Origin of the sequence: Streptomyces sp. Inha503, from assembly GCF_047215865.1 — a bacterium.
In the GTDB taxonomy this organism is placed as follows: domain Bacteria; phylum Actinomycetota; class Actinomycetes; order Streptomycetales; family Streptomycetaceae; genus Streptomyces; species Streptomyces lycopersici.
Genome location: NZ_CP178360.1, coordinates 6,920,264 through 6,933,156, shown reverse-complemented (window position 1 = coordinate 6,933,156; position 12,893 = coordinate 6,920,264). Strand labels below are relative to the sequence as shown.

At 70.4% G+C, this 12,893-nt stretch carries 14 protein-coding genes; 8 read left to right on the top strand and 6 right to left on the bottom strand.

Annotation, left to right across the window (positions count from 1 at the left end; genetic code table 11):
* The first annotated feature begins 1 nt into the window (after nt 1).
* On the top strand, nt 2–823 hold the full coding sequence (locus ACJX2R_RS29070) for an NAD(P)H-dependent oxidoreductase (protein ID WP_413102561.1): 822 nt from the start codon (nt 2–4) through the stop codon (nt 821–823).
* On the opposite strand, the gene ACJX2R_RS29065 is transcribed toward ACJX2R_RS29070, so the two are convergent.
* The 4 genes from ACJX2R_RS29065 to ACJX2R_RS29050 form a co-directional block, all read right to left on the bottom strand.
* The gene (locus tag ACJX2R_RS29065; RefSeq protein WP_413102560.1) at nt 820–1,362 is read right to left on the bottom strand and encodes a GNAT family N-acetyltransferase; all 543 of its coding nucleotides are present in this window, start codon (nt 1,360–1,362) and stop codon (nt 820–822) included. The two genes, ACJX2R_RS29070 and ACJX2R_RS29065, sit on opposite strands and share 4 nt — an antisense overlap.
* A 142-nt stretch (nt 1,363–1,504) precedes the next feature.
* Nucleotides 1,505–2,461, bottom strand: coding sequence for an oxidoreductase (locus ACJX2R_RS29060; RefSeq protein ID WP_413102559.1), 957 nt, complete (start codon nt 2,459–2,461; stop codon nt 1,505–1,507).
* 42 nt (nt 2,462–2,503) lie between these two features.
* The gene (locus tag ACJX2R_RS29055) at nt 2,504–3,793 is read right to left on the bottom strand and encodes an RNA polymerase sigma factor (protein ID WP_413105968.1); all 1,290 of its coding nucleotides are present in this window, start codon (nt 3,791–3,793) and stop codon (nt 2,504–2,506) included.
* A 47-nt stretch (nt 3,794–3,840) separates the two neighbouring features.
* On the bottom strand, nt 3,841–4,197 hold the full coding sequence (locus tag ACJX2R_RS29050) for a YciI family protein (protein ID WP_262704479.1): 357 nt from the start codon (nt 4,195–4,197) through the stop codon (nt 3,841–3,843).
* A 211-nt stretch (nt 4,198–4,408) separates the two neighbouring features.
* Between ACJX2R_RS29050 and ACJX2R_RS29045 the strand changes: the two genes are divergently transcribed.
* The 3 genes from ACJX2R_RS29045 (at nt 4,409) to ACJX2R_RS29035 (ending at nt 5,989) form a co-directional block, all read left to right on the top strand.
* On the top strand, nt 4,409–4,822 hold the full coding sequence (locus ACJX2R_RS29045) for a helix-turn-helix domain-containing protein (protein ID WP_413102558.1): 414 nt from the start codon (nt 4,409–4,411) through the stop codon (nt 4,820–4,822).
* An 18-nt stretch (nt 4,823–4,840) separates the two neighbouring features.
* A complete protein-coding gene (locus tag ACJX2R_RS29040; RefSeq protein WP_413102557.1) occupies nt 4,841–5,524 on the top strand; it encodes a hypothetical protein in 684 nt (227 codons plus the stop codon).
* 120 nt (nt 5,525–5,644) lie between these two features.
* On the top strand, nt 5,645–5,989 hold the full coding sequence (locus ACJX2R_RS29035) for a DUF2516 family protein (protein ID WP_037955086.1): 345 nt from the start codon (nt 5,645–5,647) through the stop codon (nt 5,987–5,989).
* A gap of 27 nt (nt 5,990–6,016) precedes the next feature.
* On the opposite strand, the gene ACJX2R_RS29030 is transcribed toward ACJX2R_RS29035, so the two are convergent.
* A complete protein-coding gene (locus tag ACJX2R_RS29030) occupies nt 6,017–7,243 on the bottom strand; it encodes a PP2C family protein-serine/threonine phosphatase (protein WP_413102556.1) in 1,227 nt (408 codons plus the stop codon).
* A gap of 226 nt (nt 7,244–7,469) precedes the next feature.
* On the opposite strand from ACJX2R_RS29030, the gene ACJX2R_RS29025 reads away from it, so the two are divergent.
* On the top strand, nt 7,470–7,994 hold the full coding sequence (locus tag ACJX2R_RS29025; RefSeq protein WP_413102555.1) for an O-acetyl-ADP-ribose deacetylase: 525 nt from the start codon (nt 7,470–7,472) through the stop codon (nt 7,992–7,994).
* Nucleotides 7,995–8,041: 47 nt separating this feature from the next.
* Here the strand turns inward: ACJX2R_RS29025 and ACJX2R_RS29020 are convergent, their stop codons facing one another.
* On the bottom strand, nt 8,042–9,121 hold the full coding sequence (locus ACJX2R_RS29020; RefSeq protein ID WP_413102554.1) for an NlpC/P60 family protein: 1,080 nt from the start codon (nt 9,119–9,121) through the stop codon (nt 8,042–8,044).
* A 471-nt stretch (nt 9,122–9,592) separates the two neighbouring features.
* On the opposite strand from ACJX2R_RS29020, the gene pstS reads away from it, so the two are divergent.
* From pstS to pstA, 3 genes are all read left to right on the top strand, one after another.
* Nucleotides 9,593–10,717, top strand: a complete 1,125-nt coding sequence (pstS, locus tag ACJX2R_RS29015; protein WP_413102553.1) for a phosphate ABC transporter substrate-binding protein PstS — start codon at nt 9,593–9,595, stop codon at nt 10,715–10,717.
* 114 nt (nt 10,718–10,831) lie between these two features.
* A complete protein-coding gene (pstC, locus tag ACJX2R_RS29010; RefSeq protein WP_413102552.1) occupies nt 10,832–11,821 on the top strand; it encodes a phosphate ABC transporter permease subunit PstC in 990 nt (329 codons plus the stop codon).
* Entirely contained in the window at nt 11,818–12,882 is a 1,065-nt protein-coding gene (pstA, locus tag ACJX2R_RS29005) for a phosphate ABC transporter permease PstA (RefSeq protein WP_413102551.1), read from the top strand. Before pstC ends, pstA begins: the two co-directional genes overlap by 4 nt.
* Nucleotides 12,883–12,893 lie beyond the last annotated feature (11 nt).

Below are 12,893 nucleotides of genomic sequence, written 5' to 3'. Positions count from 1 at the left end.
CATGAACGTGCTGTGGATATTCGCCCACCCCGAACAGCGCTCCCTCAGCGGGGCGTTGCGCGACGAGGGGCTGCGCGCCCTGCGCGAGGCGGGCCATGAGTACCGGCTGTCCGATCTCTACGCGATGCGCTGGAACCCGGTGGTGGACGGCGCCGACTTCCGGCATGACGCGGACGAACGCCTCGTCGTCGGGGCCGCCTCGCGGCGCGCCCATGACACGGGGACGCTCAGCGAGGACATCCGCGCCGAGCAGGAGAAGATCGCCTGGGCCGATGCGCTCGTCGTGCAGTTCCCGCTGTGGTGGTACGGCATGCCCGCCATCCTCAAGGGCTGGTTCGACCGCGTCTTCGTCAAGGGGTTCGCCTACGGGGTCATCGGGCCGGACGGCCGCACCCTGCGCTACGGGGACGGCAAGCTGGCCGGTAAGCGCGCCATGGTGGTGCTCACCGCCGGGGCGCCCGAGGCCACCATGGGCCCGCGCGGTGTCAACGGCGAGCTCGGTGATCTGCTGTTCCCGCTGCACCACGGCACCTTCTGGTACAGCGGGATGTCCGTGCTGCCGCCGTATGTGGTGTACGGCGCGGACCGGGTCCCGGCCGAGGCGTACGAAACCCATGCCGCCGAACTGCGGAAACGGCTGGCCGCCCTGCCGACCGAGGAGCCGATTCCGTTCCGCCGCCAGAACGGCGGGGACTACGACGAGCGCCTGGTGCTCCGCCCCGACCTCCTGCCGGGCCGCACCGGCCTCTCCGTGCACTACGCACCGCCCCGCACCCCGGCCGCCGAAGGCGCCCAGGACACCGAGAGCGCCCTGAACGGCTAGGGGGGCGGCCACAGCTCCAGCCGCCAGTCGTTGCACCGCATCATCGTCCCCACCGGATACTCGAACTCGCACTCGCCGAGCAGCGTGAACCCGGCCTTGCGGCACACCCCGTTCGACGCGGGGTGGCCGACGGACGGATAGGCGTGCAGATGCCGATGGGTCCGCTGCGCCGCGGCCGCCCGGGCCACCTCCCTCGCGGCCGCGGCCGCGATCCCCCGCCCCTGGAACGGCGGCAGCACGGCCCAGCCGGTCTCGTACACCGACTCACCCCGCCACTCCCGCTCCCAGTACCCGATGCTGCCTGCCGTCTCGTCCCCCTCGTCCCCCTCCGGCAGCACGATCCGGTACATCCGCCCGGCGCCCGGCCCGGTCAGCTCGGCATACCGCCGGTGGCGGACCAGGATCTGCTCCTCGCTCTCCGGTCCGCCCAGATGGCTCGTCATCTCCGGGCTGTTGACGCGGCGCAGCAGCTCGAGGCAGAGCGCGCTGTCCTCCCACGGCTCGAGCCGCACCCGCACCCCGCTCGTCCCACCGGACATCGCCCACCTCCCGCCGTCGGCGCACTCCGCGCCCGCCTTCCCTTCATTCGACCACGGGGGTACGACAACGGCCTCGCGCCCAGGTCACGGCCCGTCCCGCCCCTATTGCCCGGCCCTGCCGCCCCACCCGCCCCGCTCGGCGTCAGTCCGCCGACGCCACCGGCTTCAGCAGCGCCATGTCGTCCTCGTCGAGGGCGATCCGCGCCGCCGCCATGTTCTCCTCGAGGTGGGCCAGTGAGCTGGTGCCGGGGATCTGGATGATCGCGGGCGAGCGGGCGAGGCCCCAGGCGAGGGCGATCTGATGCGCCGTCGCGCCGTGCCGCTCCGCGACCGTCCGCAGATTCTCGTCGTCCAGGCCGGTGTGGCCGCCGCCCAGCGCGAAGAACGGCATATAGGCGATCCCGGCCGCGGCGCACTCGTCCACCAGCGCCCCGTCGGCCTGGTCGAGGACCCCGAACCGGTTCTGCACCGCCGCCACGGGCGCGATCGCACGGGCCTCGGCGAGCTGCTCGGCGCTCACATTGCTCACCCCGAGCTCCCGCACCAGCCCCTCCTCCCGCAGTGCGGCCAGCGCGCCGAACCGCTCCCCGATCGGCACCCCGCCCACCGCCTTGAGCCGCCCCACCCGCAGGTGGACCAGGTCGAGGGCGTCCACGCCCAGCTGCCGCAGGTTCTCCTCCACCAGCCCCCGCAGCTGCTCCGGCCGCGCCTCCGCGTACATCTCCCCGGTCGCGGTGCGCAGCGGCCCGATCTTGGTGGCGATGGTGAGGTGCTCGGGGTACGGGTGCAGGGCCTCGCGCAGGATGTCGTTGGCCCGCTCGGTGGCGGAGAAGTAGAAGGCCGCGGTGTCGATATGACGGACGCCCAGCTCCACGGCGCGCCGTGCGACCTCCACGGCCGTGGCCCGCTCGACGGCGGGACCGCTCCACCGCCCCGGCAGCTGCATGGCCCCGAAGCCCAGCCGATCGGCCGGTGACGAGAGACGGGAAGACGAAAACGAGGAAACCGCGGATGAGGAAGCGGAAGCGGAAGCGGATGAAGACAAGCAAGAGGATGAGGACAAGGAAGAGGATGAGGACAAGGAAGAGGATGAGGTCATGGGGCAGCATGCGCACCTTTTCGCCCCAACCACAAGATCAGCTCAGCCCGACGACCGCTCCAGCAGCAGCGCCCGCTCACGGGCGTTACGGGTCAGGGCCGCCGCGCGGGCGAACTCCGCGCGGGCCTCCTCATGCCGCCCCAGCCGCTCCAGCAGATCCCCGCGGACGCTCGGCAGCAGGTGGTAGCCCGTGAGGGCCGGTTCCTCAGCCAGTGCATCGACCAGTTTCAGCCCCGCCGCGGGCCCCTCCGCCATCGCGACGGCGACCGCCCGGTTGAGCTCCACCACCGGGGATGGGGTCAGCGCCATCAGCCGGCCGTAGAGGGCGGCGATGGCCGTCCAGTCGGTGTCCTCGTACCGGATCGCCCGTGCGTGGCAGGCGGCGATGGCGGCCTGGAGGGAGTACGGGCCCTGGCCCGCCCTCTGGAGGGCCTCGACACCCCGCCGGATGAGCAGGCGGTTCCACTTGGTGCGGTTCTGGTCGGCGAGCAGCACCGGCTCACCGCCGGGGCCGGTGCGCGCCGCGATCCGGGAGGACTGGAACTCCAGCAGCGAGACCAGGCCATGCGCTTCGGGCTCCTGGGGCAGCAGCCCGGCCAGCACCCGCGCCAGGCGCAGCGCGTCCTCGCACAGGGCCGGGCGCACCAGGTCGTCGCCCGCGGTCGCGGAGTAGCCCTCGTTGAAGACGAGGTAGATGACCTCCAGGACCGAGGAGAGCCGGGCGGTCCGGTCGTCGCCGTACGGCACCTCGAAGGGGACCTCGGCCTTGGCGAGGGTCCGCTTGGCCCGGACGATGCGCTGGGCGACCGTCGGCTCCGGGACCAGGAACGCGCGGGCGATCTCCTCCGTCGTCAGCCCGCCCAGCAGCCGCAGCGTGAGCGCGACCCGGGCCGGGGTGGACAGCACGGGATGACACGCGGTGAAGATCAGCCGCAGCAGATCGTCGTCGATGTCCTCGGCGGTCCCGGCGAGATCCGCCGGGTCGGGCGGTGAGATGTCCTCCAGGGCCCGCCCGACCTCCGCCAGCTTGCGTGCGTAGGTCTCCTTACGGCGTACGAGATCGATCGCGCGGTGCTTGGCGGTGGCCATGAGCCAGGCGCCCGGATTCTTCGGCACACCCGACTCCGGCCACCGCTCCAGCGCGGTGACCAGGGCGTCCTGCGCGAGTTCCTCGGCCAGTCCGACGTCCCGCACGATGCGGGCGACGCCTGCGATGATCCGCGCGGACTCGATCCTGAAGACCGTTTCGACCGTTCTGGCGATATCAGCCGTTGCGCCGCTCCGGGCGCTTTCAGCCGCTTTCGCCGCATCGGCCGGACTTGCTGCCGTCACGGCCACCATCAGAGCAGCCATACGGGGACGGAGCAAGCATTACCGGCTCAGGGCTCGACAACCTCACGGACCTCGCAGGTGATGGTCCAGTACTCCTCATGGACCCGCAGGAACCGCTTGGTCCACTCCAGGGCCTCGGCCTTGTCCTTGGCCTGGAGCAGGGCGTAGCCGCCGATGACCTCCTTGCTCTCGGTGAAGGGGCCGTCGGTGCAGCTGATCTCTCCGCCGGACCAGGTGACCCGGGTGCCGTCGGAGGTCGGGGTGAGCCCGGCCGTGTCCAGCATGACCCCGGCCTTGGTCATCTCCTCGATCAGCTCGCCCATCCGCTCCATGAGCTCGGGGCTGGGGCCCTCGGCGGGGGCGTTCTGCTCATCGACGCGGATCATCGACAGATAGCGCGGCATGGTGACTCCTTGCGTAACGAGATCGAGATTTCGGAGCGGAGACCGGGGGGCTTGCCCCGCCTCTCACCCCTGCGTCGAACGAGCTCCGCCCGGATCGACAGACCTCACGAAATTTTTTTGACGAGGTCGCGCCGACGGCCCCCACATGACACGCACCACTATTGCAAGCAAATGCTTGCAATAGTTAGCACACCTGTTGCAGCATCGAGGCATGGCATCACTCAACGTCGGCAACCTCGGCGGGTTCCTGCGCGAGCAGCGGCGCAGTGCGCAGCTGTCGCTGCGGCAGCTGGCCGATGCGGCCGGGGTGTCCAATCCGTACCTCAGCCAGATCGAGCGCGGGCTGCGCAAGCCGAGCGCCGAGATCCTTCAGCAGCTGGCGAAGGCGCTGCGGATATCCGCCGAGACCCTGTACGTACAGGCGGGGATCCTCGATGAGCGGGACCGCGCAGAGACCGAGGTGCGCGGCGTGATACTCGCCGACCCCTCGATCAATGAGCGGCAGAAGCAGGTCCTGCTGCAAATCTACGAGTCCTTCCGCAAGGAGAACGGGCTCCAGACCGCCTCGGACGACGCCTCCGACACCCCCGACACCGGCGCCGACGTCGCCGCACCCTCGAACTGATCCGGGAGGACCATCACCATGGCCATCACCGACGACGTACGCAAGACCCTCACCGACCCGACCCCGCTGTACTTCATGGCGGGCACGGCCGACATCGCCGCCCAGAAGCTCAAGGAGGTGCCATCGTTCGTCGAGAAGATCGTCGCGGAGGCCCCGGAGCGCCTGAACGCGGTGCGCAACACCGACCCCAAGGTCGTGCAGGAGCGGGTCTCCCAGCAGGCCAAGGGCGCCCAGGACAAGCTCACCGAGATGCTGGGCACGCTCGACACCGACATCAAGCGGCTGCGCGACACGGCGCAGGAGCTCGCCCTCCAGGGTGTGGGCCGGGCCGCCGAGCTGGCCGTGAAGGCGCGGGAGCGGTACGACGAGGTGGCCGAGCACGGCCAGGACGTCGTGCGGACCTGGCGCGGTGAGGCGGCCGACGAGGTCGTCGACATCGCCGACGCGATCGAGCCCAAGGAGGAGCGGGACGGCCACGCCGCCCGGTCCAAGGCTCCGGCGCACTCGGTCGCCATGGACTCGTCCAAGGAGGCGCCGAAGTCCCCGGCCAAGCCGGCCACCCCGGCCGCGTCAAGTGGCTCCGGTCACTCGGGCGCCCAGGCGTCCGCGGCCTCGTCGGCCTCCCAGGCCAAGAAGGCCCCGGCCCGCGGCAACAAGCCCGCCACCGCCGCCAAGAAGCCGGAGCCGAAGTCGGCCGGCTGACGCGCGCACGTCCACGACCGGGCCGGGTACGCCGGGTATACCCTGCGTGCCCGGCCCGGTGGGCGGGTACGGTGGCCCGCAGAGACGCTTCCCATACATATCTTCTAGGCGGTGGACGGCGTGCTGGTTGAAGGCTTCGGCAAGCTGATGTACTGGGTCTCCTGGGCCCTGCTCCTCTTCAGCCTCTTCGCCTTCGTCGACTCGGCGATCCGCCGGGAGGACGCGTATCGAGCGGCGGACAAGCAGACCAAGGCATTCTGGTTGATCATCCTCGGTCTCGCGGCCGCGGTGAACTTCTTCATGGGAATCCTGGACTTCCTGCCGATCATCGGGCTGATCGCGACGATCGTGTACATCGTGGACGTCCGGCCCGCGCTGCGGCAGGTCTCCGGCGGCGGCCGCCGCTGGCCGCGCGGCCGTGGCTCCAGCTCAGACGGCCCTTACGGACCCTTCAACGGCCGATAGCGGGACCTCATAGCGGGCCGCGGCCGGTCAGCCGCGGTCCAGCAGCAGCACCGCCAGGTCGTCGGTCAGCTCCCCGCCGTTCAGCGACCGCACCTCGGTGACGGTCGCGTCCAGCAGTTCCTCACCGCGCCGTCCCTCCGCGACCTGGCGCGCCACGATCTCGACCATCCCCTCCTGGCCGAGCCGCTGCACCCCCTGCCCGACGCGGCCCTCGATCAGCCCGTCGGTGTACATCATCAGGCTCCACGCCCCGCCGAGCTCGACCTCGCGGCGCGGCCAGCGGGCGTTCGGCAGCAGGCCCAGCGCCGGGCCGTTCTCGTCGGTGGGCAGCAGCCGGGGCGCCATGCTCGGGCGGATCGCCAGCGGTGAGGGGTGCCCGGCCAGGCAGACCCCGGCCCGGCGGCCGTCCGGGGTGATGTCGACCGTGCACAGTGTGGCGAAGATCTCATCGTCGGCGCGTTCGTTCTCCAGCACCTGCTGAAGGGTGCCGAGCAGCTGATCGCCGCAGAGCCCGGCAAAGGTCAGGGCGCGCCAGGCGATCCGCAGCTCGACGCCGAGGGCGGCCTCGTCCGGCCCGTGCCCGCAGACGTCGCCGATCATCGCGTGGACCGTGCCGTCCGGGGTACGGACGGTGTCGTAGAAGTCGCCGCCGAGCAGGGCCCGGCTGCGGCCGGGCCGGTAGCGGGCGGCGAAGCGCAGCCCGGAGCCGTCCAGCAGCGGGGTGGGCAGCAGCCCGCGCTCCAGCCGGGCGTTCTCCTGGGCGCGCAGCCGTGACTCGGTGAGCTGGCGCTGGGCGAGGTCGGAGCGTTTGCGCTCGACGGCGTAGCGGATGGCGCGGCTGAGGATCCGGCCGTCCAGCTCGCCGCGGAAGAGGTAGTCCTGGGCACCCACCCGCACCGCCTCGGCGGCGCGCTCGGCGTCGTCCTCGGCGGTGAGCACGAGGACGGCGTGCGAGGGCGCGAGCCTCAGCACCTCGCGCAGCGTGGCCAGCGAGTCCGTGCCGTCGTGGCACGGGCCCGGCAGGGCCAGGAGGATGCACTGCACCCCGTCGGTGAGCAGCCGGGTGGCCTCGGTGAGGTTGCGGGCCGTACGGATGCGGACCCGGTTACCCTCGGTATCCAGCATCTCGGGAACGTTGAAGGCACCGGACGGATCGTCCTCGATCACCAGCAGGGTGAGCCCGTTGTCGGGCAGGGTGGCGGGACCGGCCGACTGGGCCGGTGCCTCCCGTTGCCTCGGCACGGGTACGGACATCGCTCGATTCCTTCCCTCCCCCCGAGGGCGCGCCCCGCCAACGGTGGAGCGTGCTGGGATCCGGTACACCGACTGGTCGGTTTCAACGGCCTCAAGGTGCGGGTACCGGATATTGCCAGGCGACCTTAGCGCTAGGCGGCCGTTTCACGGAATGACCTCCAGGCACTGACTTTTGTCATATGCCCCACGTCATGCGGCACTTGGCGGCCCGCGAGACAATCCCGAGATGACGAACATCACGCTGGCGCTGGGCGATATCACCGAGCAGAGCGTCGACGCGGTCGTGAACGCGGCCAACTCCTCCCTGCTGGGAGGGGGTGGCGTCGACGGAGCCATCCATCGACGGGGCGGATCCGACATTCTGGATGAATGCCGTGATCTGCGCGCATCTCGCTACGGCAAGGGACTTCCGGCCGGTGAGGCGGTCGCCACCACGGCCGGCCGGCTGCCCGCCCGCTGGGTGATCCATACGGTCGGACCGGTCTTCTCCGCGGCCGAGGACCGCTCGGCCACCCTCGCCTCCTGCTACCGCGAGTCACTGCGGGTCGCGGGTGAACTGGGCGCCCGTACGGTCGCCTTCCCGGCCGTCTCCACCGGCGTCTACCGCTGGCCCCTCGACGACGCCGCCCGGATCGCGCTCACCACCGTGCGCGATACGGACACTTCGGTCACCGAGGCCCGTTTCGTTCTCTTCGACCAGCGCGCGTACGACGCCTTCGAGACGGCCCTGAACGAGCTTCCGCCGGCCTGACCCCCTGGCGACCGGTGGCTACTCCCTGAGCCCTTGGTGGCCGGTGCCTACTTCGCGTCCGGCCGCACCACGCCCAGGATCGGCATCGAGCCCGCGCCCGCGACCGTCACCTGGCGGCCCGGGCGGGGGGCGTGGATCATCGCGCCGCTGCCCACGTACATCCCCACATGGCTCGCGTCCCGGAAGTAGATGATCAGGTCACCCGGGCGCATGTCCTTCACGCTCACCTTCGGCAGCAGCCGCCACTGCTCCTGCGAGGTCCGCGGGATCGCCCGGCCGGCCGCCGCCCACGCCCGCTGGGTCAGCCCCGAACAGTCATAGGTGTTCGGGCCCACCGCGCCCCACACATAGTCCTTGCCGAGCTGGTCCTTCGCGAAGTCGACCGCGCGGCCGCCCCTCGCGGTGGCGCCGCCGCCGAGCTCCCGCAGTATCCCGGTGTCCAGCCACTTCGCCTGTGCGCCACGGGCCTTGTCCTCCTCCAGCCGGCGCAGCCGCTCCCGCTCGTCCTTCGCCAGCCGGGACTCCAGCCGCTGCGCCCGGGCCAGCTTGCGCAGGATCTCCTTCTTCGCGGCCGCCTTCTTCGCCCGGCTCCGGTCCAGCCGTTCCCACTCCTGGGAGGCCGACTCGGCGTAGCGGTCCAGCGCCACCTGGGTGCGCGCCAGACGGCCGATCAGACCGTGGGTCGCCTTCTCACCCTTGCGCGCGAGCGTGACGCCGTCGAGGAAGTCACCCGGGTCGCCGTTGAGGAACAGCCGCGCCTCCGCGGGCATCCCGCCGCCCCGGTACTGGGCCCGGGCCATCGCCCCGGCCCGCTTGCGCAGTCCGGCCATCTCCTTCTGGGCCTTCACCACGGCCCGGGCGATCCTCAGGATGGACTTCTCCTGCCGGGCCTGTTTCTCCCGCGCCAGGTTGTACGCGTCGGTGGCGGACTCCGCCTTGCGGTAGAGCCCCTCGACCTCCTGACGGACCGCCTCCAGGCTCCGGTCCCCGCTCCCGCCGCCACCGGTCCCGCCACCGGCCCCGCCGCCCGGCGTCGGCCCCGGCTCGCCGGGCGCGGCGTACGCCGCCTCCGGCACGGCCGACAGTCCCAGCGCGCAGACGAGCGCGGTGGCCGCGGCGACGCTCACACCCCTCCCTCTCCCGTCCCGCCTCACCCGCGGTCTCCTCTCGTTCGGTTCCGGCCGTGCGCGCTCCTGTCGCTCTCGCGCGCCAGACCTGACGTACCGGCACGTAGGGACGGATAGTGACATGCCGTACCGCAATCCGACAGAGACACGCGGCGGTTACGCCGGCAGCCACCCCGATCCGGTTCCCCGGACGGGTGCCGCACAGGTGTCGGACGGACCGTGGGCGACCACCGCGAGGAGGTCTCCCACGTTGCGATCCAGCCGTGACCTGGCCGTGACATGGCCACCACACTGACGGCCGAGGTTCACCGTCCGTTAACTCACCCCCTCAGGCCGCTTCACCTGATCTGCCTAATTTCGGCCCTACTGAGCGTGAGCCGAGAACGGCTCCGGCGCACGCCGCAACAAGTGCGCTCCACCCATCTCGCGCGCCGTCCCCCAACCGGCGGCTTCTGGAAGGAACCCCCGAAAGTGAAGCTTCAGCGCAAGAACCGGCTTCGCGCCATCGCCGCCGGTGCCCTCGCCGTCTCCGGCGCCCTTGTCCTCACGGCGTGCGGCTCCGACGACAACAGCGGTGGTGGCGGCGGTGGCGACTCCAAGGCAGCCTCCAACATCAAGTGCGACGGCAAGGGGCAGCTGCTGGCCTCCGGCTCGTCCGCGCAGAAGAACGCCATGGACCTGTGGATCAAGACCTACGGCGAGGCCTGCAAGGACACCAAGCTCAACTACAAGGCCACCGGCTCGGGCGCGGGCATCCAGGAGTTCCTCCAGGGCAAGACCGCCTTCGCGGGTTCCGACTCGGCGCTGAAGCCCGAAGAGATCAAGTCCTCGGAGCGGGTCTGCAAGGGCGGCAAGGCCATTGACCTGCCGATGGTCGGCGGCCCGATCGCCGTCGGCTTCAACGTGCCCGGCGTGGACAAGCTGACGCTGAACGCCGAGGTCCTCGGCAAGATCTTCAACTCCGAGATCAAGAAGTGGGACGACCCCGCGATCAAGGCGCTGAACAAGGACGCGAAGCTTCCGAGCCTCAAGATCCAGGCGTTCCACCGCTCCGACGAGTCGGGCACCACGGACAACTTCACCAAGTACCTCAAGGCCGCCGCGCCCAAGGCGTGGCCGCATGAGCCGGGCAAGGCGTGGGAGGGCGAGGGCGGCCAGTCGGCCGATGGCTCCTCCGGTGTCTCCTCGCAGGTCAAGCAGGTCCCGGGCTCGATCTCGTACTTCGAGCTCTCCTACGCGACCGCGAACAGCATCAAGACCGTCGACCTGGACACCGGCGCCTCCGCCCCGGTCCAGGCCACCGTCGAGAACGCCTCCAAGGCCATCTCCGAGGCCAAGGTCAAGGGCACCGGCAGCGACCTGGCCCTGGACCTGGCCTACGACACCAAGGCTGACGGCGCCTACCCGATCACCCTGGTCACCTACGAGATCGCCTGCGACAAGGGCAACAAGGCGAGCACCCTCCCCGCGACCAAGTCCTTCCTGACCTACGTCGCCAGCGAGGACGGCCAGACCTCGCTGAAGGAGCTGGGCTACGCCCCGCTGCCGACCGAGATCGCCAACAAGGTCCGCGAGAGCGTCAAGAGCCTCTCCTGACCGAGTGCGGCTGACTCCGTCACGGCGATCGCCACGACGGAGTCAGCCGCATCGTCCGGTGCACCGCCGCACCAGGAGCCTCCTCCGCGGCAGGCTCCGCAGACCGGAGAACCCATGAAAACGGATATAGCACCCACGTCATCAGCCGCAGAGTCACCATCAAAGGTCCGGACCCGCTCCACCGGCCGCGCCGGTGACAAGATCTTCCTCGGCCTGTCCCGGGGTTCCGGTATCGCTCTGCTGGTGATCATGGCGGCCATCGCGGCCTTCCTCACCTACCGCGCCGCCATCGCGATCTCCAAGGACGAGGCCAACTTCCTCACCGCCTTCGAGTGGAACACCGGCTCCTCGCCGATGCGGTTCGGCATCGCCGTCCTCGCCTACGGCACGGTCGTCAGCTCGATCATCGCCATGCTCATCGCGGTCCCGATCGCGGTGGGCATCGCGCTGTTCATCTCGCACTACGCCCCGCGCCCGCTGGCCACCACGGTCGCCTACGTCATCGACCTGCTCGCCGCGGTCCCCAGCATCGTCTACGGCCTGTGGGGCGCGCTCTTCCTCGTGCCGCATCTGACCGGCCTGTACACCTGGTTCGACGACTACCTGGGCTGGACCGGGGTCCTCAGCTACCAGGGCGGCCCCGCGCGCTCCCTGTTCACCGTCGGCATCCTGCTGGCGATCATGATCCTGCCGATCGTCACCAGCGTGAGCCGCGAGGTGTTCCGGCAGGTCCCGAAGATGCACGAGGAGGCGGCGCTGGCGCTCGGCGCCACCCGCTGGGAGGTCATCCGGATGGCCGTCCTCCCGTTCGGCCGCTCCGGCATCATCAGCGCCTCCATGCTGGGCCTGGGCCGCGCGCTGGGCGAGACCATGGCGGTCGCCACCGTGCTGTCCCCCAACTTCCTGATCGAGACCAGCCTGCTGGACGGGGGCGGCGGCACCTTCGCCCAGAACATCGCCAGCCGCTTCAAGGAGGCCGGTGACGACGGCCGTGACGCGCTGATCGCCTCCGGTCTGGTGCTGTTCGTCATCACCCTGCTGGTCAACGGCGCCGCGCGAATGATCATCGCCCGCCGCAAGGAGTACTCGGGGACCGCCGCATGAGCACTGTCGTTGACAAGAACGCCGGGCGCCACGGCTCGAGCCTCCAGCAGGCCCGGCTGCCCGGATGGGCCCCGTACGCCCTGGTCGTGGTCTCGCTGGCGCTGGGAGCGGGCATCGGCACCGCCCTCGGCATGGGCAACCCGTTCCAGATGGGCCTGCTCGCCGCCCTGGTCTTCATCATCGCCTCGTACACCCTCGGCGCCGCGGTCGAGGGCGGCCGACAGGCCAAGAACCGGCTGGCCACCAGCTTGGTCTGGGTCTGCTTCCTGCTCGCCGTCGTCCCGCTGCTCTCCCTGATCTGGGAGACCATCGACCGGGGCCGGACGGTGCTCGACGGCTACTTCCTTGCCCACTCCATGGAGGGTGTGCAGACGATCCTGCCCGGCGGTGGCGCGTACCACGCGATCATCGGCACCCTGGAGCAGGTCGGCCTCGCCGCCCTCATCGCCGTGCCGATCGGGCTGCTGACCGCCATCTACCTGGTGGAGTACGGGCGCGGCCGGCTCGCCAAGGCCGTCACCTTCTTCGTCGACGTGATGACCGGCATCCCCTCGATCGTCGCCGGTCTGTTCATCCTCAGCTTCTGGATCATCATTCTCGGCTTCAGCTACTCGGGCTTCGCCGGCGCCATGGCGCTGGCCATCCTGATGATGCCGATCGTCGTCCGCTCGACCGAGGAAATGCTCAAGCTGGTCCCGGACGAGCTGCGTGAGGCGTCCCTCGCGCTCGGCGTACCCAAGTGGCGCACCATCCTCAAGGTCGTGCTGCCCACCGCGATCGGCGGGATCACCACGGGCGTGATGCTCGCGGTCGCCCGTATCGCCGGTGAGTCGGCGCCCATCGTGCTGCTGGTCTTCGGTGCCACGGGGATCAACAACAACCCGTTCGAAGGCGCCCAGTCGTCGCTGCCCTACTACATCTACGAGCAGTGGCAGCTCGGCAACGAGGCCTCCTTCAACCGGGCCTGGGCAGCGGCGCTCGTGCTCATCGCCTTCGTCATGATCCTGAACCTGGTGGCTCGCGGCATCGCCCGCTGGAAGGCCCCGAAGTCCGGCCGCTGAGGCCGAGAAGA